We start from the raw sequence: 23,671 nt of genomic DNA, 5'->3' as shown, positions 1-23,671 counted from the left end.
AATGGTCAGCTTGTTTTTGCCCGCCAAGACCTTCAGTGGATAGGGTGTTATGTCCGGAAAAGCGCAACAGCAATCTCGTCTCAAAGAGTTGATCAGCCGTGGTCGTGAGCAGGGTTACCTGACTTACGCGGAGGTCAACGACCACCTACCGGAGGATATTTCCGATCCGGAACAGGTAGAAGACATCATCCGCATGATCAACGACATGGGGATCAACGTATTCGAGACAGCTCCGGATGCGGATGCCCTGTTGCTGGCCGAGACGGATACCGATGAAGCCGCCGCCGAAGAAGCCGCCGCCGCCCTGGCCGCGGTGGAGAGCGATGTCGGCCGCACCACCGACCCGGTGCGCATGTACATGCGTGAAATGGGTACCGTGGAACTGCTGACCCGCGAAGGCGAGATCGAGATCGCCAAACGCATCGAGGAAGGCATCCGCGAAGTCATGAGCGCCATCGCCCAGTTCCCTGGCGCGGTGGACGGCATCCTCGACGAATACAACCGTGTCGTCAGCGAAGGCGGCCGTTTGTCTGACGTTCTCAGTGGCTATATCGATGCCGACGACGGCACCTTGCCCGCCGAGGAAGTCGAGCCGGTCGACCTGAAAGACGACAGCACCGACGCCAAGGAAAAGGACGACGAGGACGAGGAAGGCGACGGCGATAGCGAAGAGGAAGAAGGCGACGGCGGTCCCGACCCGGAAGAAGCCGCACGCCGCTTCGGCGCCGTAGCCGAACAGCTGGAAAAGGCCAAGAAAGCGCTGAAGAAGCATGGTCGCGGCAGCGCCCAGGCCAGCGAGGAACTGCTCGCCCTGGCCGAGCTGTTCATGCCGATCAAGCTGGTGCCCAAGCAGTTCGACGCCCTGGTCGCCCGTGTGCGCGACGCGCTGGACCGCGTGCGTCAGCAAGAACGCGCCATCATGCAACTGTGCGTGCGTGACGCGCGCATGCCGCGTGCCGATTTCCTGCGCCTGTTCCCGGGCAACGAAACCGACGAAGCCTGGCTCGACAGCGTACTCAAAGGCAAGCCGAAGTACGCCGAAGCGCTGGAGCGCGTCAAAGCCGACGTACTGCGCAACCAGCAGAAGCTCTCCGCGCTGGAAAGCGAAGTGGAGCTGAAGGTTGCCGACATCAAGGACGTCAACCGTTCGATGTCCATCGGTGAGGCCAAGGCCCGCCGGGCGAAGAAAGAGATGGTCGAGGCGAACCTGCGCCTGGTGATCTCCATCGCCAAGAAGTACACCAACCGCGGCCTGCAGTTCCTCGACCTGATCCAGGAAGGCAACATCGGCCTGATGAAGGCGGTGGACAAGTTCGAATACCGCCGCGGCTACAAGTTCTCGACCTACGCCACCTGGTGGATCCGCCAGGCGATCACCCGCTCGATCGCCGACCAGGCGCGCACCATCCGTATCCCGGTGCACATGATCGAGACCATCAACAAGCTCAACCGCATCTCCCGCCAGATGCTGCAGGAGATGGGCCGCGAACCGACCCCGGAAGAGCTGGGCGAACGCATGGACATGCCGGAAGACAAGATCCGCAAGGTCCTGAAGATCGCCAAGGAACCGATCTCCATGGAAACGCCGATCGGTGACGACGAAGATTCGCACCTGGGCGACTTCATCGAGGACTCCACCATGCAGTCGCCGATCGAAGTGGCGACCAGCGAGAGCCTCAAGGAAGCCACCCGCGAAGTCCTCGCCGGCCTCACCGCTCGCGAAGCCAAGGTGCTGCGCATGCGCTTCGGCATCGACATGAATACCGACCACACCCTCGAGGAAGTCGGCAAGCAGTTCGATGTAACCCGTGAGCGTATCCGCCAGATCGAAGCCAAGGCGCTGCGCAAGCTACGCCACCCGTCGCGAAGCGAGCACCTGCGCTCCTTCCTCGACGAGTGATAGAAAACCCCCGGCCCAGCCGGGGGTTTTTCTTTCTGCCCCCGCCACATTTCCACCGCGCGAATCACCGCCCCGGGCGCCTGGCGGCAAAAAGCCATACATTGACCGCTCACACTTGATTATCAGGGGTTTCTGACTGACCAACGGCACGACTACACTTCGCCATATTCCCTTGGATCGAGGCCCCCCATGCCGCGTCTGCTGGCTGTCCTGTTGTGCTTGGCATTCTGGCCTCCCCTGGCGGGCGCGCTCACCCTGACAGCGGACGAGCAGGCCTGGCTGCAACAACATCCGCAGTTGCGACTGGGCGTCAATGCCGCCTGGTCCCCCTTTGAATTCCGCGACGACCAAGGCCGCTACCAAGGCCTCGCAGCCGACTATGTACAGGTCATCCGCGACCGTCTGCACATCGAAGTGCTGCCAACCCAAACGAATGACTGGAACCAACTGCTGGATCAGGCCAGGCGCGGCGAAGTCGACCTGCTCCCCGGCATCATGGCCACGCCGGAACGCACCGAGTACCTGAGCTTCACTCGCCCCTACCTGGATTTCCCGATCGTCATTCTTGGGCGCAAAGACGGTGCGATGCCCAGCAGCCTGGAGCAGCTCTACGGCCTCAAGGTGGCCGTGGTCGACCACTACGCCCCGCAAGCGCTGCTGAACACCAATCATCCAGACCTCAACCTGCAACCACTGCCCAGCGTCACCGCCGCCCTGCAAGCGCTGGCCATCGGCCAGGTCGACGCCTTCGTCGGCGACCTCCCCTCCAGCGTCTGGAGCCTGCGCCAGCTCAAGCTGGAAGGCGTGCAGATCACTGGTGAAACGCCTTATCGCTTCCAACTGGCCATGGCCGCGCCGCGCAGTGAAGCGATGCTGGTGGAGATTCTCGACAAAGTCTTCGCCGACCTGAGCAGCGCTGAAATAGAAGCCCTGCAGACGCCCTGGGTCGGCAGCCTGCTGGAAAACCACCTGAAGTGGCAGCAAGCCATCCGCATGGGCCTGCCAGTGTTGCTGCTGAGCATCGCCGTGGTCGCCATCCTGGCCGCCATGAACCGCCGTCTGCGCCGAGAAATGCGCCGCCGTGAAAAGCTCGAACAGGCCCTGCGCGACAGCGCGCAGCACTTCCGCGGCCTGGTCGAGAGCCTGGCCGCCATCGCCTGGGAAATGCGCCTCGCGGAAAACCGCTTCACCTACGTCTCGCCGCACGCCCAGGCACTGCTCGGCTACCCCCTCAGCGAATGGCTGGAGCCCGGCTTCTGGCAACGCACGCTGTACCCGGACGACGCCGAGACGGCCATCAACTACTGCCTCTCGGAAAGCCAGGCAGGGCGTAACCACAGCATGGACTACCGCATGCTCGCCGCCGACGGCCGGGTAGTGTGGATACGCGACATCATCACCCTCATCAAGCACGGCGATGAACTGATCCTGCGCGGCCTGATGATCGACATCACCGAAGCCAAGCGCACCGAACAAGCGCTGCGCCTGTCCGAGCAGAAATTCGCCTCGGTGTTCCACCACTGCCCGGACATCATCGTCCTCGCCTGCCTCGAAGATGGCAGCCTGCTGGCGGTGAACAGCACCTTCGAGCAGCAGATCGGCATCCCCGCCAACGAAGCGCTCGGGCGAACCGCCACCGAACTGCACATCTGGGGCGAATCCGGCACCGGGCCGCACATGCTCGCGCGCCTGCAGGGCGAGAACCTCGACAACATCGAGACCACCCTGCAACGCCGCGACGGCAGCCGCTTCACCGGCCTGCTCTCGGCGCAACACATCATCCTCGACGACACCCCGGCGCTGGTCGTGGTGGTGCGCAACATCTCGCAGCTCAAGCAAACCCAAGAACAACTGCGCGCCTCCGAGGAAAAATTCGCCAAGGCCTTCCACGCCTCTCCCGATGGCCTGCTGATCACCCGCATCAGCGACGGCCGGCTGCTGGAAGTCAACGAAGGCTTCACCCGCATCACCGGCTACGACCGCGACGAAGTCGCCGACAGCTCGACCCTGGAACTGGGGCTGTGGGTCAACCCGGACGACCGCCAACGGCTGCTGCAGAAGATCAGCCAGACCGACACCGTGCAGGACTTCTCCGCCTTCATCCGCAACCGCAACGGCGCCGCGCGACTTTGCGAACTGTCGGCGCACCACATCGTCATCGGCGGCGACGACTGCCTGCTGACCATCGCCCGCGACATCACCGAACGCCAGCAGATGCAGGAAAAGCTCACCCTGGCCGCCACCGTCTTCGAGAGCACCGCCGAAGGCGTGATGATCACCGACGCCGCACAACGCATCATCGCGGTCAACCGCGCCTTCAGCGAAATCACCGGCTATGGCGAAGACGAAGTGCTCGGCCAATCGCCGCGCCTGCTCTCCTCGGGGCAGCACGACAGCAGCTTCTACCTCGCCATGTGGCACCACCTGACCGCCGACGGCCACTGGCAGGGCGAAATCTGGAACCGGCGCAAGAGCGGCGAGCTGTACCCGGAGTGGCTGACCATCAGCGCCGTGCGCGATGGCGCTGGCGAGATCAGCCACTTCGTCGGCGTGTTCGCCGACATCTCGACACTCAAGTACGCCCAGGCACGCCTGGACTACCAAGCCCACCACGACCCGCTCACCGGCCTGCCCAATCGCCTGCTCTTCGAAAGCCGCCTGACCAGCGCCCTCAAGGACGCCGAAGAAGAACACCTGCAAGGCGCCGTGCTGTTCCTCGACCTCGACCGCTTCAAACACATCAACGACAGCCTCGGCCACCCGGTCGGTGACCTGCTGCTGAAGTCCATCGCCCAACGCCTGCGCGAGCAACTGCGCGACATCGACACCGTGGCGCGCCTGGGCGGTGACGAATTCATCATCCTCCTGCCCGGCCTGCACCAGCCGCAGGACGCCGGCCACGTGGCGAACAAACTGCTGCAATGCTTCGGCAAACCCTTCGATACCGGCGACCAGGAATTCTTCGCCAGCGCCAGCATCGGCATCAGCCTGTTCCCCAGCGACGGCCAGGACGTCGCCACCCTGGTCAAGAACGCCGACGCCGCCATGTACCGGGCCAAGGCCAAAGGCCGCAACCGTGTCGAGTACTACACCCATGAACTGACTTCCCAAGCCACCGAACGCATGGCCCTGGAACACGAACTGCGCCGCGCCCTGGAAACCCACCAGATGCAGCTCTACTACCAGCCCAAGCAGGCCCTGGCGAGCGGCGAACTGGTCGGCGCGGAAGCACTGATCCGCTGGCACCATCCGCAATACGGCATCATCCCGCCGGACCGCTTCATCCCCCTGGCCGAAGAAACCGGGCTGATCCTGCCGCTGGGCGCCTGGGTGCTCGAAGAAGCCTGCCAGCAAATGAGCCGCTGGCAGCAAAGCCACGCCGCCTTCGGCCCACTGTCGGTCAACCTCGCCGGCGCGCAACTGCACCAGGCCAACCTGGTGGAACAGGTCCACCAACTGCTGCAGCGCTACAACCTGTATGCACCGCGCCTGCAACTGGAAATCACCGAGAACTTCCTGATGCGCCAGACCGAAGAAGCCGTGGCCACCCTGCACGCTCTCAAGCGCCTTGGCCTGCAACTGGCGATCGACGACTTCGGCACCGGCTACTCCTCGCTCAGCTACCTCAAGCAACTGCCGCTGGACATCCTCAAGATCGACCAGTCCTTCATCCACGGCCTGCCGGACGACCCCCACGACGCCGCCATCACCCGCGCCATCATCGCCCTCGGCCGCAGCATGAACCTGACCGTCATCGCCGAAGGCGTGGAGCGCGAAGAACAAGCCCGCTTCCTCGCCGGAGAAGGCTGCGACCAGGTCCAGGGCTACGCCCTCAGCGCCCCCCTGCCCGCCGACCAGTTCGCCAGCCGCTTCCTCACGCCACTGCATCCAATTGGCGCACCACGCAGCACGCCGGTATAATCCGCCGGCCTTCTGGGGGCCTATAGCTCAGTCGGTTAGAGCAGAGGACTCATAATCCTTTGGTCCACGGTTCGAGTCCGTGTGGGCCCACCACCTTCAAAGCCGCGCACTGCGCGGCTTTGCCCTCTTTCCGGTAGTGGCGTCAGGATCAGTCCTTTGGTCCAAAGGTACAAAATCGGTACAGTGCTGGTACGCCAGCCTGCCTTTGGAGTCCTTTCAGATGGCCACAATCGTCAAAACCCCTGCCGGTACCTGGAAAGCCGTAGTACGCAAAACCGGCTGGCCGACCAATGCCAAAACCTTCCGCACCAAGCGTGACGCCGAAGATTGGGCACGTCGCACCGAAGACGAAATGGTGCGCGGCGTATATATCCAACGGAGCGGCTCCGAGCGTCTGACGCTGGAAAAGGCTCTGGAGCGCTACTTGGCCGAGGTGACGCCGAGTAAGAAGCCGACTACGCGCAAGGCCGAAGCCACAAAGGCGATGCAGCTGACCCAACACCTGGGTAAATACTCGCTGGCCGCCCTCTCCTCCGAGATCATCGCCAACTACCGCGACACACGACTCGGCACCCTGAGCAAGCGCGGCGTCCTCACCAGCAACAACACCGTGCGGCTTGAACTCGCTCTGCTCAGCCACCTCTTCACCGTCGCTATCCAGGAGTGGGGGCTGGGTCTGACTTTCAATCCGGTATTGAATATCCGCAAGCCCAGCCCAGGAGACGGCCGTGATCGTCGCCTTTCCGCAGATGAGGAAAGACGTCTGCTCGCAGCCGTGAACAATCACAGCAACCCAATGCTGGGCTGGATCGTCCGCATTGCTCTTGAAACGGGCATGCGCTCGTCGGAGATCACCGGCCTGCGCTGCCACCAGGTCGACCTTAAAAAGCGCGTAGTGCGCCTCGCAGACACCAAGAACGACAGTGCACGTACCGTCCCCCTTTCCAAGCTGGCAACCGAGGCCTTCAAGGCCGCGCTGGCAAATCCCATTCGCCCCAAGGATTGCAACTTGGTGTTCTTTGGCGAGCCAGGGAAAGACGAGAAGCGCCGCCCGTATGCATTCACCAAAACCTGGGGACTGCTGAAGAAGAATCTCGGCATGCCTGATCTGCGCTTCCACGACCTGCGCCACGAGGCAGTCAGTCGACTGGTCGAGGGGGGCCTATCCGACCAGGAGGTCTCTGCTATTAGCGGCCACAAATCAATGCAGATGCTCAAGCGTTACACACACCTGCGGGCAGAGGATCTTGTCGGCAAGCTGGACAAGCTAGAACGTCAGCGTAATACGCCTTGAGCGGCACGCCATACTGATTCGCCTAGCCCGCTGAGACCTCGAGCATCGGCATCCATTGGCTAGAACTCTATGCTCCTGCCCCTATAGCTACAGCGCTGAGTTGGTAGCCTTCCGGGGCCTCCCGGCCCCCTCCCTCCCCCCGCCCCATCCAGCTCGACGCTCCGCAGCGGCGCCAAGCCATGCTTCGGCTCGAAGCAGAAGATCAAAAGCGGCCTTCCGGTCATCCAAAAGTGAGCGATGGAAAGCCGCTCTCTGTTCGCGCAGAGCCCCAACCTCCAGGTTGTGCTCATCTAACGCTTGGATGATGACTGGCAGTACAGCGCCCCCTTCCAGGTTCGCTAAATGCCCCATCACAAACTGCCAAACCAGAGGCCTATGGCGTTCAAGCCATGGAACGATCTGAGCAGCCTCGACGACCTCCTTCCAGTGTGATCGCAACTGCTCCTTTCTTGCTTGACTGGAGAGCTTACGGATACCGTCGTTGAACTGCGGTAGTAGCTTTCGGCCGGACCAGTAGCTGTCATGGCCTTGCCTCCCCTGCCAACCGGTACCACTGACAGGGACACGATGCGTCCTGCAGTATTTCTCCCCACTCAAAACGAATCGCCAGCACATCGCGCAAAAGCGAGGACGTGGGGGGTCGTTGGCATACCCCAAAACCACGTTGATAGCTTCAGCCAAGCTCATTAGCTGGCCGAGAGAAACTAGCAGATCTGGTGACGCCGGGCTGAGGCTCAAAGAGTGGCCCAACTCGCTGAAGGATTCCCAACTCAGCTTCCGCCCATTCAAGAACACAAGAACTGAGCACAACCCGTCAATCAGCCGCTGGCGATCTGCAATATCAGAGCAACGCTCTATGCCCTCTAAAACTCGACTCGTATGCCTCCTGAGAACTTGCCTGAAAATAATTGGCTTCAAAGCCTCAGTTGCTGCCTGCCGTGCAATATCAGCCACAAGCGGGCGCCATGCCGGCACACGCAACCACCGGTACCTCATGCAGAGGACAAACTCAATCTCTTCCAACTGCCGCTGAATGCCTTCGGCATGCATGCTAAAAAATCCCCGGACGCTAAATTCATAAAAACGACGAAAAATCGCTGAAGTCCAGTAGAAACGGGGACTTAACGATATTTCAAGTGGCAAATTTTAGCTCTTAAAACAGACTAACTGATGCTCCTAGGATTATCCGTAACTGAACCAAGGAGTACCAACATGTCCACAACTCAAGAAATTCTGACCGAGCAATGCGGGATCTTGATGACCTACGAGCAGCTTGGCGAAGTCATGCATCGCAGCCCGGAAGCTCTGCGCATTACGCTCTCTGACAACAGAACCGAGTGGGCTCGCAGCATCAATGCCGCCAAGAGGAAATGGGGACGCCGGGTGCTATTTCGGACGGCGGATATAGCGAGATTGATCGACGAAGGAATCATCGACTAACCCATCAGCCCCTATTTAGAAGCGTCTTGATCATGAGCATAAAAATCTCAAGCCTTGTGTGGGAGCACTACCCTGCGAGCGGCTGCGAGCTGCTTACAGCACTAGCCTATGCCGACCACGCACACGATGACGGCACCAACATCCGTCCCAGCGTCGCGTACATCGCAAAGAAGACTCGTCAAAGCGAGCGCAACGTTCGCCGGTATCTTGCCCAGATGCGTGAACGGGGATGGCTACTCACGGTTCGGAACGGTAATGGGGGGCGCGGATTTGCCACAGAGTATAGGGTCAACCCCCTGTGGATAACTAACCCTGACAACTTGTCACCCTTTCTTCCAAAAGCAGACGAAACCCTGACGCACCAGGCCCAAAAGGATGACAACAGAGGTAGCAAAAGGGTGACGCCTGCGTCAGCCCAACCATTAGGAACCATAAAAGAATCTACAACAGCGCAAAACGAGAAGGCCCCGCCGCTCGTATTTCCCGATGGGTTATCCGGCACCAATCGGCTTGCAGCTCAGAAGCTGATCCGTCAATGCCCTGCAGAGCAGCGGCAACTCGTCCTCGATGAGGTTGCCGCCCTGATTTCGGCAGGCCGCGTCCGAAACCCCATAGGACTACTTCGAAAATTGGTGGAAGTAGCTCAGCAAGGCAGATTTGTTTCCAACGCCAAGGAACGACAGCGAAAGCTAAGCACGACTGCCGGCACGCGAAATCGCCATAGCGAGCAGGAGGATCGTATAGGCCGCCAAACCCTTCGAGAATTACTGGAGCTACTCAAGAGGCAAAGCGGACCCAAGCGCCGTAATTGACGGTGCCCCGCGCTTAATGATTTGCAATGGCCAAGGCTAGAAAGGCCCCTCTGCCCCAGCGGCGCCAACTGCGCTCAAGGAACGGATATGTCAATCAACACAACGACGACGCGCAACGACGTAGCGACACCACTCAAGCAACAGACGCCCCAAACCAAGAGTCTTTCTGAACGCGTTGCCGAGCGCGTCCTTCGAAAACCAAATGCCAGCGTCGCGGCACGTAATCGCAGCGTATTTCTTTCTCTGCGATTGGAGATCCAGCAGGCGTACACGGAAGGCTGGTCGCTATTGGCCATCTGGAAAACCTTATTCGACGAAAACCGCGTCTCATTCACCTACCAAGCCTTCCGGAGATACGCGCGCCAACTGATCGATAGTCCGACATCAGCTAACGCTATCGACGACCGGACAAAGGAAGCGTCTGCACCTCACGCCCAGCCCAAAGCTGATGACGCCGCTTTTGTGTTCAAAGCCAAATCCTCCAAAAAGCAATTACCATGAGATTCAAACCCAACCCTGGCGTTCAAACCCCAAAAATTCTGTTCAATTATCGTACATTTGGTGTTCAACGATTGCTGATCGCCAGAATGGCAATCAGCAATCGCTCTTTGTAGGCCTACAATTGCTATGAAATGCGGGGCAAGACAGGTGAAGTAGGCCCACCCGCTAGCGGGCGAACCTACTTCACTGGCCCTTATTTGCACTACGCGCTCAACGGGAGTCTTGCCCCTGAGGGCATTGGCTACCGCCAGTGATGAAGGGGGGAGAACTTGCAAGAAAGAACCATCTGGGAAAGGGGCGAACCACGCTCTCCTGGAGGTAAAGCGCAAATTGAAGCCTTTGTAGGGCAGAGAGAGCTGGATGCTTTTGTTGCGGGCAGCATGTAGCCGGGCATGAGAATTTTAGCGGCTAAAATTCTTCATCGGATTGCCTTAAATTTGCAGAACAAACGCTAGGCGGTATCACAGATATGAATTCAGCACGACACACAGAGAAGCCACGCTTGCTAAGCGATGTTGAGCTCGAAGATCTGAAAGCGGAAATGGAGCGGGCCAGCAAGCTGATGCGGCAGGAGCTCGCAAGGAGAAGGCAAGCCCATAGCTCAGCTGATTTGAACAAGCCCATGCTTCACGGCCCTAGGTAAACACCTGACAAGCTCACGCGATCAAAGCTGTAGACGTGCGTATAGGGTCCCTGCTGGTCTGTCCCTGAACTGGTGGACAGGTAGTTTAGAGCTACTGCATGCATTTTTCGGCTCAAACTCCACCGGACTGAGATAGCCCAACGTCGAGTGGCGACGGCGATGATTGTAAAAGCGGATGTAGCCGAACAGGTCGGTTTTCGCCTCCTGATAGCCGGCAAAGCGCGTCAGCTATACCCGCTCGGTCTTCAGCGAACGGAAGAAGCTCTCCAGCGCGGCGTTGTCCCGGCAGTTCCCCGGACGCGAATGGCTGGGCACGATCCGATGTCGTCGCAGCAGAGCCTAGTAGTCGTACGCGCGGTATTGGCTGCCACGATTCGAATACAGCAGCACCTCTTCTTGTGGCTGTTGGCGTGCCACAGCCATCTCCAGCGTGGCGTGTTGCAGAGCCTGCTGCATGCGGCGGTGCATCGCCCAACCAACAACGGCGCGAGAATAGAGATTGAGCACGACGGCCAGATACAACTAGCCTTGAGCCGTCCGCACTGAGGTCATGTTCGAGACTCAGTGCCGATTGGCACGATCCGAGGCGAGCCGGCGATCCAGGTGACTCGGGGGCAATCGGTAGAGCGTGACGACCGCTGCCGCCAGGCATAGAAACCGCTGCGCAATACCTGCAACAGCCGGCACATCGGCGCTACGGGATAGTGACCGGCCAACGCCTCGATGGCGCGAAACCTCACTTCGTGGGCGGTGACAAGATGGCGAGTGCTTTTTACGTCGCGCCCTATGGTGACCTGGGACAGTTGCTGACGCAGTTCTGCGCTCTCACGACGCTGCTTGCCATTGCCCGGATAGGCACGCCACCTTGCTGCTCCTACTGGCGCGTCCATTTTCCCGGCAGGCTTTCAGCGATGCCGAGGGTCTCAGCCACATGACCAAGCGGCGTACCGGCGAGCACCTAATCTACCGCCTCGCGTTTGAAGGGATCGGGGAGGCGTCGTCTGCTCTGGATCATGAACACTCCTTGCTGTGGACATTTTCCACCTTAAGTCAGTATCCACTCAGCCCAGGACAGACCAATCGGCTCCAGATCTGGATGAGATCGATACGCCAAAGACTCTGAAGTGGAGGTATACTGACGCCCAAATAGCTCCTACCAAGGGGCTCCAAGACCATTCGCGTTGGGGGGCGACCATGTCACTTTTCAGTCAACTTGAAGAGCTTCAGTGGAAGCAGCTGCAGCATGACGAAAAGTATCATAAGGATATCTGGCTTTTAAATGTCCAGCAGCGAATCACGCACATGACTTTGCATTTGGCAAAATATAGCGCAAAGCTTTCAGTTGCCGCCTTCGAAAACGACGAAACCGAATTTAAGAGAACCATAGTTGATTGCCTGATAATCCTATTCTCTTCGGCAAATATTTTTAACTCAAGAATCTATGACATCTCATTAAGCGAACAAGAAAAAGACTTCCCCGATGTCAAAAGCCTCGCAGACCACTTGATTAGAACGGAACACTCCGAATCACCAAACGATAGACTAGGTAAATTTTCCAAAGAATTTTCCGTACAAACCGGGATTATGTGCAAAGCCGCAGAATCTCTAGACCACCTAGAGCCTTTTCCATTCAGACAGACACTTGTAGAGAGCCTCGGGAGGCTTTTCAAGATTTCCCTCACCGCTCTTTATAGCCTCACAAACGAGGAGCTGGAAATTTTATTTGCCGAACGACTAGTTCCAGTTGAGAAGAAAAACATTTTCTTCAACCGGCTCGGCAATTACAAAACAGGATACTGAAATGTTTTGGAGCGGTGACAAGCTCAGTGAAGAGCTGGCAAACATAGTAAAAAACGAAGACGGCAGCACAGACAACATAAAAGTTGATTGCGCTGCCGTTTCTCTTACTGTAGGCGACGAAGTCTATATTACGCCCAGCGATCCGGACAACAGTAAAGATACGGGCGTAAAAAAGAAGCTGACTGACAAAAAGTCTCAGTTCGTGATCCCCAAGGGACAGTTCGCATTCCTGCTAACAAACGAAATAATTTCCGTCCCGGACAACGCCCTCGCTTTAATATCTTTCAAAGCAACATACAAGTTCAAAGGTCTAATAAACGTATCCGGCTTCCATGTAGACCCAGGCTGGAGCGGAAGACTAACGTTTTCAGTTTATAACGCAGGCCCGCTAGACATAACCTTAGAGAAAGGCGACGCCTTCGCGCTGATCTGGTTCGCAGAACTTGACCGTGCGTCTAGTGATGCGTACAAAAAGAAATCGACCACATCTCCACCAAAATCTCTAGACAGCAAACTAATTTCAAATATGACCGGAGAAGTTTTCTCTCCAACAAAACTAAAAGGCGAAATTGACGCATTAAAAAAAGAAATTCTAACCCTTGAAAGCAAAATAGTCACAAGATACTCGACTGTGATATTTGCGATATTTGTTGCAATCTTAGGCTTCGGCATGAGAGACATAATATTCAAAGCTATAAATGATCTTACTGGCACGCATTTTCTTGCTGTACAACAGGCTCAACCTCCCGAGCAAAACCCCCAAAAAGGAAACTAACAGCGATAGAAAACAAACCGCACGAGAGATAGATAATGCATATACACATATATGTAAAGCTTGGATTCTGGCATCGTCTTGGAATTTTTTTAACACTTATATCCGCAGCGTGCTTGATGCTTTTCGTTATACGCTACTCCCCCACCCAAGCGGATGTTCTCCCGTGCTTAACACAGCTCGAAATCGTTAAACCCGCCACAACAGAGCATCAAGAAATCCTAAGAAAATGCAACGCAGAATTAATTAAATCCTCAGTTGAAGTCCAGCAGCTCGGCTTCATCGTAAAGAGCATCTTAATATGGATAGGGGCAATTTCTGCTGTATACGCCATTTTTCTTGCTGTGCTCTGGGTATGGAGAGGAGCGGAAAGAAAATAATACCGATCATACATACCAACTTCTCTCCACCATAACATAAATCTATGACGCATAAAAAACAGAGCAGGGGTTTAGCTTAGAGAAGCATCACTGGCATAATTTTAGACACTACGTGCTCATAGCATTGGAGTGCTACTATGCGAAAGGGAAGTGTCGTCGACTCAGCTATAGCCTCAGCAACTTTGGCCATCGCTCGCAGTCCGTCAAACGAGTTCGTTACAAACAACGCACCACCTATCTATCGAATATTATTAGTAATAGCTGCATTTCAACTCCCTCCTTTATCTAGGTTCTTAATATGAACCATATAAACTGGCCCACCAGCACAACGAAGATAGCAATGATCTATTTTCGAGCCTGTACCCGGCCATGGTTAAATACCCCGAAGAATGCCCCTCTGTAGAGAAAAAGTGTGAAGGCTATAACCCCGAAAAACAGACCATCTTTAGAGGCAGGCCAAACGAGTCCGCTGCATACATCTCATACCCCATCATGTTTGCACCCGATACGGGTAACCCCAGTATTCGACAGCTATTGGCGGTTCGCTGCCGAACGACAGCGTGTATTCCGTCAAAGACTAGAGGGACAGCCTGCCCCGTGGACTGCTGACCCTGTGATTGCCACCCATAAATTCACAAATGCATACCGCGCTTCGGATCGCGTTAGCCAGTTCTTAATAAGAAATGTTATTTACCGCCAAGACCTTCCCGACTCGCCGCTCGAAGTAATTTTTCGCACTTTACTTTTTAAGTTTTTCAACAAAATTGAAACATGGAAATTACTTGAACACGCGCTTGGTGAAATAACCTATAAAAACTATAACTTTGATCACTACGACAAGATTTTAAGCCAAGCAATGAGTGCTGGAGGCAAAATTTACTCTGCGGCATACATAATGCCACCTAGCAGCTCAGCTTTTGGCTATCCAGCCAAGCATCAAAATCACCTCCGTCTGCTGGAACGCATGATGAAGGATGACATTGCCGGACAACTTTCACGACAAAAAAAGATGCAAGGCGCATTCGAGCTACTCAAAAGCTATCCATCAATTGGTAACTTTCTAGCATATCAATTTGTGACTGACATTAACTATAGCGAAGTTACCGACTTTTCCGAGATGGACTTCGTCGTACCTGGACCTGGCGCACTCGACGGACTAAGAAAATGCTTTGCTGATAGAGCAAACCTCAACGAAGCTCAATTGATACGACTGATGGCGGAAAATCAGGAGCAGGAATTTGAACGCCTCGGCATTAAATTTCAATTTTTATGGGGACGTAGACTTCAACTGATCGACTGCCAAAATCTATTCTGTGAAGTCGACAAGTATGCACGAGTCGCGCACCCTGAGGTCGCTGGCATTTCTGGCCGCACTCGAATTAAACAAAAGTTTTCTCCAACTGGAACTCTGGACAGGCCTTGGTACCCTCCCAAATGGGGTATAAACTCGAAGATCGAAGCGGATCTATTAGGCGCCCCGGCAGCGCCGAGCTCATTGCCTGCTCAGTCAAATCTTAACCTAGGAACTTAATAGATAACTTTAGGCGCTATCGCTAGGGGTACTAGAATGAGTAGATCTGAGAGTCGGAGACATTTATTTATCAGTCACCACCATCGCGATGATGCTCTAGTCGATAAATTCACTAGTCTGCTCGGGTCAAAAGGGTGGGATGTGCGGAATAGCTCAATCCGGGCCAAGCCAGCGAACCAAGAGCGATTGGAAAAGGGAATGATTAAAGAGGCAACAATCAAACGCTTGCTTCGCATGAAGATATCCTGGGCCTCCACAGTTGTTGTGTTAATAGGACAACAAACCCACCAAAGACCCTGGGTTAATTGGGAAATTAATCAAGCACATGCTCAAGGCAAGAGAATCGTCGGCGTTTTTGAGCAGGGAGGTAAAGAGTCAGATATTCCTCAGAGCCTCGAAAAATACGCCTCAGCGATTGTTGGCTGGAATGCAAAAAGCATTCAACAAGCTATCGATAGTGAAGAAGATACTTTCCAGAACCCTGACGGCTCTACGCGCTCATCAGTGAATGCCTCAGCCAACTCCGAGTGTTAGATATGCCCAATGTCTATATGTACGTAGTTGATCGAGATTTTGGCTTTGCCCCCAACCCGTTCCACAACATGTGCACGCTGGCCACATGCAAACCTGATATAAGACGAGTCGCCAAAGTAGGTGACTGGATTATAGGGATGGGTGGTAAACGACTAAGAGCGACTGGCAGATGCATATTCGCAATGAAAACTACCAGGTCAGTTACATTTGATGAGTACTGGGGAAATTCGCTATACCGCCACAAGAAACCATTGCGCAATGGAAGTTTGAAAACAATTGTTGGAGACAATATCTACCACAGAGTCAACGGAAATTGGCATCAATCAAATTCGCATCATAGCTATCCAGACGGAACCCCAAATCCACACAACATATTAAATGACACAAGAACCAACTCAGTTCTTGTATCTGAGCATTTCTTTTACTTTGGCGCTGCCGCAGTTGAAATTCCTACTACACTGCTTGATAGAATAGGCTACCGCAACTCCAGAGGACATAGGAAGTTTACTCAAGAACAGGCCCAGCCTCTCATCTCCTTTCTGGCTGAAAACTTCCACCCTAACGTCATATATGGCGATCCGTTTGACTTTGAAGCAGCAAAATCCAGATACTCAGTTAAGAATAACAAGATAACGCCACACACCTAGCCTGCAAGCTTTAAGAAAAACATCAAAAGTGCACAAATACACTTTAAACACCCCGCCACTTACCTTTTCTCCACACTCGATACAATACTATACATCTTATTTCTATACCCAATAAGACGTTTATTCACTGCGAGCAAATCGATCGAAAGCTCTTTATATCGTGGATATTTCTTCTGAAGCATCTGTGGCTCAATATCATGATTACCTGCCACATCAAGCTCGTGCTCATACCATCTGCGGTAACGCGCCTGCCATCTTGTTAGGTGAGGTCGCAATCCATGATTCAGCACATCTATAGATAGCCGAATGATCATTTCGGTTTCCTTCCGCTGAAACTTAGAGACGGGAACGTCCTTTATAAGCTCTCTAGTAACGGAAAAGAAACTGAACCATGAATCATACACCTCAGTAATGACATCATCTTCAAGATTTATCGGCAATCCTATTTTTCTGGTGCTAAGCTCAACCCAAATCTTGTAAGCAATTTGCTTATCGACAAGATTAGGCTTTAGCTTTATTTTCTGATCTCCGACACCAAACTCCGCCTCATCAATTTCAAAATCAGCAATTCTTGACCTAGAAACAATCGTTTTTGCAAGCAAGAAGACAAGTAACGCAAGCACGAAAAATGCAAATACCCATGGAGACACCTCCATAGTAATTCGGAAGTCAGAATCAATTAAAAACTTTATCAAAGTTGAACCAGTGGACTCAGCAGCCACAACCCCTCCATCGCTCATTAGGAAACCAATCACACACCTCTCGCACACTAATTACTCGCATAAAGCTCCGTCTCCTTATCGCGAGCTGCCATTACCCGTTAAAGTGCGATCCCAATTAGAGAATTAGCACCGAACATGCGTCGTAATACTCCAAGCCAAAACTCCAGAAGGAGCCTAACTGCATGCCGAATAAAAATCACACTGAGAGTGCTCAGCCTAGACCACCGTATACCGACGCTAAAAACTAAGCTCTATAGCCTGTAAGCTCTAGTGATCCAGCATAGAGCGTCAGTACACCAGCGGTACAGTGCTCAGGCTCCCCCCGCTCCGTCAAATTACGCTCAATACCAGTAACCACGCTGCATTCAGCTCACTGTACCTGTGCTAAGCTACGCACGATTTTACTGAGCTTGCAGCATTTCTAGGCAACTCATAATCCTTTGGTCCAGGGTTCGAGTCCGTGTGGGCCCACCACCTTTACGACGAAAAGCCGCGCGATTGCGCGGCTTTTGCGTTTCTGGCGCATGAGCCGAATAGGTCAAATCGGCGATCAGGGAAATGTCCTACACTGCCTCGGCATTGCCGTCCTACAAGCGTGCTGAGTAGCGTTCCGTCTGCCACGGTTTTGCCGTGGTCAGGAGTGGAATCCTGGAACACAAACGATGCACCACGCCATAGCAGAGCCCAGTCGAGCTAACCGCCGATGGCGCTCTGGCTGTCTATGGCGGACCGTGCGAGGCGGGTTTCGACCCGACCGGTCTTCGTTTGTGTACCGGGATTCCACCCTTGCACGGTCCGCCTCCCTTTTCGGATTTCCTGGGTGGCGGCTTCTTGAATGCAGCAAGGAGCGACAGCATGACCCCTTCCCTTTCTTCCCCCGCCGATTCCGGCCTCATCCCTTCGGTCTTCGTTCGCCATCACCGGCAATTACGCGCGCTGCTGATCGAGCGCCAGGCGTGGTTCGTCGGGCGTGATCTGGCGCGGCTGACCAACAGCCGCATTACCACGCGGGTTATCCACAAGCTGGATGCGGACCAGTGCCGTACCGGGCGCCTGCTGGGGACGCGCGGCGCATGCGAGGAGGAATTGTTGATCAGCGAAAGCGGCGTCTACACGCTGCTGATGGTGCACTTCTACCACCCGGAGAACCGTAGCCTGCGCCAGTGGCTGAGTAACGAGGTGGTGCCGGTGCTGCGCGATGCCCAGCAAAGCAACCCACACCTGCCCCGTCGGCGCCTGGAACAGGTGCAGGGCCAGGAAATGAGTCTGCTGGATTGGCAGGGCACGCTATGGGTGCGTTTCGGCGATGCGGTGCGGCTGATGGAAGCCGGCTCGTAGGATGGCTGGGGCCCGTGGCGATGCCCATCGCTGGGGAGACAGCATGGGTTTCGGGACTCAACCCATCCTACGGGTCTGGTCGGCGCCTTGGCCGTTCACCCGGTCAAGGACAGGCCGTGAGCTCGTCGGATGGGTGGAGCCTGTGGCGATGCCCATCACTCTTCTGTCTTGTTGACCAGTTTGCGCCCGCGTCCGGTTCCCAATGCCTTGGATACCGTGTTGCGCAGCCGGTTATCGAAATAGCCCAACAGGCGTTTCCCTGGCTCTTCCGGCCGCCCACTGAAGGAGGTCACGTGGAAGTAGTCCAGTTCATCCGGCGACTCGGCGGAGAAGTAATAGTTGGATACGCAGCAACGCGGCGACTCCACGACCACGGGGCTCACCGAGTGCCATGAGTCCTTGTTGGTTTCCATCACCACCAGGCGATTGAAACGCGAAACGATGGTCTTCTGCTGTTTGACCTGGGGGTCCCAGAGTTCGAAGTTCCCGCCGTTTTCCAGCGCCCAATCCGGGGACACGTAGTAGAGCAGGTTGAGGCGACGATAGAGATTTCGGCTGCCATCGTGGCTGTTATCAATATGCGGGTTCAGGAAATCGCCCTGGAACATCATCGACAAGCCACCGGCATAGAGGCTTGGGTCGGGGACGATGTTCTTCAGGCCAACGAGTTCGGCCACTTTTTCGACGACGCTGGGGTGCTGCATCGCATAGGTGATGGCACTGAGAATCGGCGGATGGTCAGCGAGATTGGTCAGCGTCTTCTTCTTCTCGCGGAAAGACTGGCGGTCGAAGAAGCCATCGGCATTGCGCGGGAAGGCGCTGTATATCGCCTGGGCAAGATCGGCTGTTAACAGGTCATCGACATAGAAATGACGGGTATGAGTCCCTTGCGGGCTGCTCCATTGAGCCTTGATCTCAGCGCTGTGCTCATCCAGGCGCGAAACAAGCAGCTTGGCGAGTTCGTTGATGTCCATTCCAGCATCCATTCGTCAGTAGGAGTTTTCCCGCGGAATTGTCAGCGATCTGAATGGAGAGGTGAAGCGGCGGACAGACATACCCATACCTGAGCGCTCACCCGGCCCAGGACAGGCAGTGGGCTCGTCGGATGGCTGGAGCCCGTGGCGATGCCCATCGCTGGGGAGACAGCATGGGTTTCGGGACTCCCCCCACCCTACGGGCTTGATGTGCGTTCCGGTCGCTCAACGAGCCGGCGCTAACCACGGAAACGCCGCGCTCCCGCGTGCGGGAGCGCGGCGCTGGGGTTGGCTCAGAGGAACCAGCGGTACTCGCGCGCGCTGACTTCGTTCATGAAGTCGAGGTGGTCGTGGCGTTTGTTTTCGCAGTAGACGAAGACGAACTCGCTGCCCAGGCCTTCTTTCACCACCGGGTGGTTTTCCATGGCAGCGACGGCGCCGAGCATGTCGCGCGGGAAGTCGATGCCGCTGTCGCGGTCGTCGTTGAGCGGGGCGATGGGTTCCTTGCCGGCTTCCAGGCCGTGTTCCATGCCGGTGAGGATGGCGGCCAGCACCAGGTAGGGGTTGGCGTCGGCGCCGGCGAGGCGGTGTTCGATGCGCAGGTTCTTGCCGTCGGACTCGGGGATGCGGATGCACGCGTCGCGGTCTTCGAAGCCCCAACTGGCGCGGCTGGCGGCATTGACGCGGGAGCCGTAGCGGCGGTAGGCGTTGTGGTTGGCGGCGAAGATCGGCATGCAGTGCGGCAGCAGCTCCAGGCAACCGGCCACGGCGTGGCGCAGCGGGCGCTGGTTGTCGCCGTCGAGCAGGTTCTTGCCGTCGCGGTCGTAGAGGCTGACGTGCACGTGCATACCGCTGCCCGGCGCGTGCAGGTAGGGTTTGCTCATGAAGCTGGCGCGGTAGCCGTGCTTGAGCGCCACGCCACGGGTGGCGCGGGTGAACAGTGCGGCCTGGTCGGCGGCGTGCAGGCCGTCTTCGCAGTGGGCGAAGTTGATCTCGAATTGGCCGGGGCCGATTTCGGCGGTGATGACGTTGGCGTCCACGCCCTGCTCGCGGGAGGCGTCGACGATGTCATGGAGCACGTCGGAGAAGCGCGACAGACGCTCGATGTGCATGTTCGGCTGGTCGTCTTCGTCGTCGCAGAGCGGGTCGCGCGGGTATTGCGGCAGGCCGTCCTTGAGCTTCTTGTCGAACAGGTAGAACTCCAGCTCGAAGGCCACCACCGGGCGGATGCCCTTGGCTTCCAGGCGTTGCAGCACGCGGGCGAGGACTTCGCGCGGTTCGAATTCGATGGGCGCGTCGGTGCCGTCGGAGCTGATCAGCATTTGCCCCAGCGGCTGGTTTTCCCAGCGCACCGGCTTGAGGGTGCCGGGGATCAGCCGGCGCGGGGCGTCCGGGTCGCCGTCGTTGAAGCAGTAGTCGCCGATCGGGTGCAGCCCGCCCTGCACGCCGAGCAGCACGCAGTTCTGCGGCAGTTTCAGCGGGCTGCCGGCAGCGACTTTTTCCAGCATGTCGACCGGGTAGCGCTTGCCGTAGAACTGGCCGGGGATGTCCAGGCAGATCAGGTCGACGTAGCGGATGTCCGGGTGCTGGGCGCGGAAGGCGCGCACTTCGCTGAGGAGGTCGGGGAAGCTTTGGCGGTTCATTTCTTGTCTGCCTTTGTTGTTCGGCGCTGCTGGATCGCTTTCGGATGGAAACCTTGGCCGGCCTGGGCCGGACAGTGCAGGTTGCCATTCGAAAATCAGGTGAAGACCCAGAGCACCCTGGTGGGTTTGTCGGTCAGGTTGGCGTAACGGAACTTGGCGTGGGGCGGCAGCTGGAAGCTGTCGTTGGGGTAAAGGGTCACGGGGGCGTCGTCGTCCTGGTACCAGACGGTGAGTTCGCCTTCGAGGACGAAGCCGCCCTGCTCGGAGCTGTCGTTCAGGTGCTCGTCGCCACTGCTGGCGCCGGGCGCAAGGATGCTGTCGAGCATGGAGAAGCCGCCGGACATGCTCGGCGAGGCGAGGATGTCGGTGACACCGCCGGCGTAGTACAGGGTGCGGCGGTCGGCCGGGCGGGTGACCCAGGGTTGCTCGCGCTGGGTGCTGCCGGCGTAGAAGAAGGTGGTCGGCACGCCCAGGGCTTCGCTGATGGCGGTGAGGTCGGCCACGGTCGGGCGCGACAACCCGCGCTCCACCTGGGAGAGGAAGCCCACCGAGCGGCCGATGCGTTCGGCCAGCGCGCCGAGGGTGAGGTTCTTGTGTTTGCGCAGGTCGCGGATCAGTTCCGCCAGGCCTTCGTTTTCACGGTCATGCATGTGCGTGCGGGGCTCGTTCAGAAAAAGTCGCGCAAGCGATACCAGGCTTTGCCGACGGCTTCCAGTGGCGCAGCGAATCGTTGGCCGCCAGGGAAGCCGGGATTGCTCAGGCGCTGGTAGAGGTCGAGTTCATCGCCGCGGCCGAGCATGGCTTCGCTGACCGCGTGGGCGGCGGCCAGGCTGGGTAGGACGCCGTGGCCGGAGTAGCCCTGCAGCCAGAACAGTTCGCCACGCCGACCGATGTCCGGGGTGCGCCGCATGGTGCAGTCGATGTGCCCGCCCCAGGCGTATTCCAGTTCGACCCCGCGCAGTTGCGGGAACACCCGCTCGACGTAGGGACGGGTGGCGGCGCGGATGTCCGTCGGCATGCCACCGAGGTAGGTGCAGCCGCCGCCGAACAGCAGGCGGTGGTCGGGGGTCAGGCGGAAGTAGTCGAGGACGAACTGGTTGTCGGTGACGCAGCAGTTCTGCGGCAGCAACGAACGGGCGAGTTCCTCGCCCAGCGGCACGCTGGCGACCTGGTAGGTGCCGACCGGCAGGATGCGCGCCGACACCTGCGGATCGAGGCCGTCGATGTAGGCGTTGCAGGCCAGCACCAGGGCGGCGCAACGGATGCTGCCGTGCTCGGTCTCGACGACGAAGCCGCTGCCGGCTTCGTGGTAGCGCAGCGCGCGGGTCTGCTCATGGATGCGCCCGCCGGCCTTCTCCAGCGCGGCAGCCAGGCCGTAGGCCAGCTTCAAGGGGTTGAGGTGCGCCGAATGCGGGTCGTAGAGGCCTGCCTGGTAACGGTCGCTGGCGATCCATTCGGGCAGCTCTTCACGCGGGATGAAGCGCAGCCCCTCGTAACCCCAGCGGCGATTGGCTTCGGCCTGCCAGTCATAGAGCAGGCCGACGCGGCGCGGCAGCACGGCGGTCCACAGGTGGCCGACGCGGTAGTCGCAGTCGAAGCCATGGCGTTGCGGCAGGTCACGCAGCTCGCCGGCGGCCCAGAGCATGCCTTGCCACAGGCGCAGGGCGCCTTCGTGGCCAAGGTCGGCTTCGATCGGGCCGAGGTCGCTGGACCAGCCCGGCAGGGCCTGCCCACCGTTGCGCCCGGAGGCGGCCCAAGCGATGCGGCTGGCTTCGATGACGCAGACCTGGCGGCCGTTCTCGGCCAGTTGCAGTGCGGTGTGCAGACCGCTGAAGCCCGCGCCTATGACCAGGACTTCGCAATCCAGTGACTCCGTCAGCGGCGCGCGCGGCTGCAACAACTCTGGGTTGGCAGCGGCGTAGTAGGTGCCGACGGGCTGGTTGGAGCGCAGGAACATGGCGGCCTCGTGAAATTGCTCTGTTTATTTTTCATGAAAAATATCACAGTGAATTTCACGAAGCCAGCCCGTTCGGCAATCAGCCGTTGCTGGGGGCTGCCAGCGTCGTCCGTTCAGCCGTTTTGCGCCGGGTGGCGAGGACCACCAGCACCAGCAATACGCCGGCCAGTACCGCCGAGGAGCCGATGGTGCCGAAGCCCAGGCCGCCGTTCTCGTGGGTCTTGGTGAGGAAGTCGCCGAGCGTGGCGCCGAACGGCCGGGTGAGGACGAAGGCGAGCCAGAACAGCAGCACCGAGGACAGCCGCGTGAAGTAGTGCAGTACGGCGATGAGCGCGATCAGGCTGCCGATCAGCAGCGCGCCGCCGGCGAAGCCGAGGCCCGAGTCATCGGCGAGGAAGTCGCCCAGCGCGGTGCCCAGGGTGTTGGAGAAGAGGATGGCCATCCAATAGAACATCTCGCCCTTGAGGCTGCGGATGTTGTCCACCGACAGCGAGGTGCCGCTCAGGCGCCAGGCGGCGAAGATAGCCACCAGGATGCTGACCAGGATCGCCGAGCCGCTGGCGTAGCCCAGCTCCAGGGTGCGGTCCATGAAGTCGGACATGGTGGTGCCGGCGGTGCTGGTGGACAGGATCACCAGCCAGTACAGCCAGGGGTTGTAGCGACGCGACAGCAACTGGCTGACCAGGGTCACGAGGAACAGGCTGATGAGGATCAGCGAGCTGATGGCGTAGCCCACGTCGAGGGTCATCGACAGCAGGTCGCCGGCCGTCTCCCCCAGGGTGGTCGCGCAAATTTTCATCACCCAGAACGCCAGGGTGATCTGCGGCAGTTTGTTCATGAATCTCGCACTCCGAAACTTGGC

The 23,671-nt window shown here is 57.5% G+C and carries 20 protein-coding genes and 1 tRNA gene; 13 read left to right on the top strand and 8 right to left on the bottom strand.

Annotated features, from left to right (window positions below; translation table 11 throughout):
* The first annotated feature begins 49 nt into the window (after nt 1-49).
* From rpoD to BLQ74_RS27105, 7 genes are all read left to right on the top strand, one after another.
* Nucleotides 50-1,900, top strand: a complete 1,851-nt coding sequence (gene rpoD, locus BLQ74_RS18075) for an RNA polymerase sigma factor RpoD (protein ID WP_090264704.1) — start codon at nt 50-52, stop codon at nt 1,898-1,900.
* Nucleotides 1,901-2,089: 189 nt separating this feature from the next.
* Nucleotides 2,090-5,821, top strand: coding sequence for an EAL domain-containing protein (locus BLQ74_RS18070; RefSeq protein ID WP_090264702.1), 3,732 nt, complete (start codon nt 2,090-2,092; stop codon nt 5,819-5,821).
* Nucleotides 5,822-5,837: 16 nt separating this feature from the next.
* A tRNA-Ile gene (locus BLQ74_RS18065) sits at nt 5,838-5,914 on the top strand.
* A 127-nt stretch (nt 5,915-6,041) separates the two neighbouring features.
* Nucleotides 6,042-7,115: a site-specific integrase gene (locus tag BLQ74_RS18060; protein WP_170842820.1), complete on the top strand. Its 1,074-nt coding sequence runs from the start codon at nt 6,042-6,044 to the stop codon at nt 7,113-7,115.
* A gap of 1,212 nt (nt 7,116-8,327) precedes the next feature.
* Nucleotides 8,328-8,555 carry a hypothetical protein gene (locus BLQ74_RS18055; RefSeq protein WP_090264698.1) on the top strand — a complete coding sequence of 76 codons (228 nt, stop codon included), beginning with the start codon at nt 8,328-8,330 and terminating at the stop codon, nt 8,553-8,555.
* Between the two features lie 32 nt (nt 8,556-8,587).
* The gene (locus BLQ74_RS27110; protein WP_139199086.1) at nt 8,588-9,367 is read left to right on the top strand and encodes a helix-turn-helix domain-containing protein; all 780 of its coding nucleotides are present in this window, start codon (nt 8,588-8,590) and stop codon (nt 9,365-9,367) included.
* Nucleotides 9,368-9,454: 87 nt separating this feature from the next.
* On the top strand, nt 9,455-9,868 hold the full coding sequence (locus tag BLQ74_RS27105) for a TraK family protein (protein ID WP_139199085.1): 414 nt from the start codon (nt 9,455-9,457) through the stop codon (nt 9,866-9,868).
* A 664-nt stretch (nt 9,869-10,532) separates the two neighbouring features.
* On the opposite strand, the gene BLQ74_RS28180 is transcribed toward BLQ74_RS27105, so the two are convergent.
* Both BLQ74_RS28180 and BLQ74_RS18045 read right to left on the bottom strand, forming a co-directional pair.
* Complete coding sequence (locus tag BLQ74_RS28180) at nt 10,533-10,739, bottom strand: IS3 family transposase (RefSeq protein WP_090264696.1); 207 nt, start codon at nt 10,737-10,739, stop codon at nt 10,533-10,535.
* 111 nt (nt 10,740-10,850) lie between these two features.
* On the bottom strand, nt 10,851-11,033 hold the full coding sequence (locus tag BLQ74_RS18045; protein WP_090264694.1) for a DDE-type integrase/transposase/recombinase: 183 nt from the start codon (nt 11,031-11,033) through the stop codon (nt 10,851-10,853).
* Between the two features lie 672 nt (nt 11,034-11,705).
* On the opposite strand from BLQ74_RS18045, the gene BLQ74_RS18040 reads away from it, so the two are divergent.
* From BLQ74_RS18040 to BLQ74_RS18020, 5 genes are all read left to right on the top strand, one after another.
* A complete protein-coding gene (locus tag BLQ74_RS18040) occupies nt 11,706-12,311 on the top strand; it encodes a hypothetical protein (RefSeq protein ID WP_139199084.1) in 606 nt (201 codons plus the stop codon).
* Between the two features lies 1 nt (nt 12,312).
* Complete coding sequence (locus BLQ74_RS18035) at nt 12,313-13,086, top strand: dCTP deaminase domain-containing protein (RefSeq protein WP_090264689.1); 774 nt, start codon at nt 12,313-12,315, stop codon at nt 13,084-13,086.
* A gap of 789 nt (nt 13,087-13,875) precedes the next feature.
* Nucleotides 13,876-14,994: a nucleotide kinase domain-containing protein gene (locus BLQ74_RS18030; RefSeq protein WP_090264687.1), complete on the top strand. Its 1,119-nt coding sequence runs from the start codon at nt 13,876-13,878 to the stop codon at nt 14,992-14,994.
* 36 nt (nt 14,995-15,030) lie between these two features.
* Complete coding sequence (locus BLQ74_RS18025) at nt 15,031-15,528, top strand: TIR domain-containing protein (RefSeq protein WP_090264685.1); 498 nt, start codon at nt 15,031-15,033, stop codon at nt 15,526-15,528.
* Between the two features lie 2 nt (nt 15,529-15,530).
* Nucleotides 15,531-16,175 carry an Nmad2 family putative nucleotide modification protein gene (locus BLQ74_RS18020; RefSeq protein WP_090264683.1) on the top strand — a complete coding sequence of 215 codons (645 nt, stop codon included), beginning with the start codon at nt 15,531-15,533 and terminating at the stop codon, nt 16,173-16,175.
* A 59-nt stretch (nt 16,176-16,234) separates the two neighbouring features.
* Here BLQ74_RS18020 and BLQ74_RS18015 read toward each other — a convergent pair whose 3' ends face one another.
* The gene (locus BLQ74_RS18015; RefSeq protein WP_244507222.1) at nt 16,235-16,897 is read right to left on the bottom strand and encodes a hypothetical protein; all 663 of its coding nucleotides are present in this window, start codon (nt 16,895-16,897) and stop codon (nt 16,235-16,237) included.
* Nucleotides 16,898-17,752: 855 nt separating this feature from the next.
* On the opposite strand from BLQ74_RS18015, the gene BLQ74_RS18010 reads away from it, so the two are divergent.
* A complete protein-coding gene (locus BLQ74_RS18010; RefSeq protein WP_090264680.1) occupies nt 17,753-18,235 on the top strand; it encodes a BRO-N domain-containing protein in 483 nt (160 codons plus the stop codon).
* A 155-nt stretch (nt 18,236-18,390) separates the two neighbouring features.
* Here the strand turns inward: BLQ74_RS18010 and BLQ74_RS18005 are convergent, their stop codons facing one another.
* From BLQ74_RS18005 to BLQ74_RS17985, 5 genes are all read right to left on the bottom strand, one after another.
* Nucleotides 18,391-19,209: a 2OG-Fe(II) oxygenase gene (locus BLQ74_RS18005; RefSeq protein ID WP_090264678.1), complete on the bottom strand. Its 819-nt coding sequence runs from the start codon at nt 19,207-19,209 to the stop codon at nt 18,391-18,393.
* 293 nt (nt 19,210-19,502) lie between these two features.
* On the bottom strand, nt 19,503-20,852 hold the full coding sequence (locus tag BLQ74_RS18000) for a glutamine synthetase family protein (protein ID WP_090264676.1): 1,350 nt from the start codon (nt 20,850-20,852) through the stop codon (nt 19,503-19,505).
* A gap of 95 nt (nt 20,853-20,947) precedes the next feature.
* Nucleotides 20,948-21,502, bottom strand: coding sequence for a helix-turn-helix domain-containing protein (locus BLQ74_RS17995; RefSeq protein WP_090264674.1), 555 nt, complete (start codon nt 21,500-21,502; stop codon nt 20,948-20,950).
* A 17-nt stretch (nt 21,503-21,519) separates the two neighbouring features.
* Complete coding sequence (locus tag BLQ74_RS17990; RefSeq protein ID WP_090264673.1) at nt 21,520-22,809, bottom strand: NAD(P)/FAD-dependent oxidoreductase; 1,290 nt, start codon at nt 22,807-22,809, stop codon at nt 21,520-21,522.
* Between the two features lie 79 nt (nt 22,810-22,888).
* Nucleotides 22,889-23,647 (bottom strand): COG4705 family protein, encoded by a 759-nt coding sequence (locus tag BLQ74_RS17985; RefSeq protein WP_090264671.1) that lies wholly within the window; start codon nt 23,645-23,647, stop codon nt 22,889-22,891.
* Between the last annotated feature and the right edge of the window lie 24 nt (nt 23,648-23,671).

This window comes from Pseudomonas panipatensis (assembly GCF_900099785.1).
GTDB lineage: Bacteria > Pseudomonadota > Gammaproteobacteria > Pseudomonadales > Pseudomonadaceae > Pseudomonas > Pseudomonas panipatensis.
Note: the sequence above shows the minus strand (reverse complement) of the source record. Positions and strands in the feature narration are given on the sequence as shown.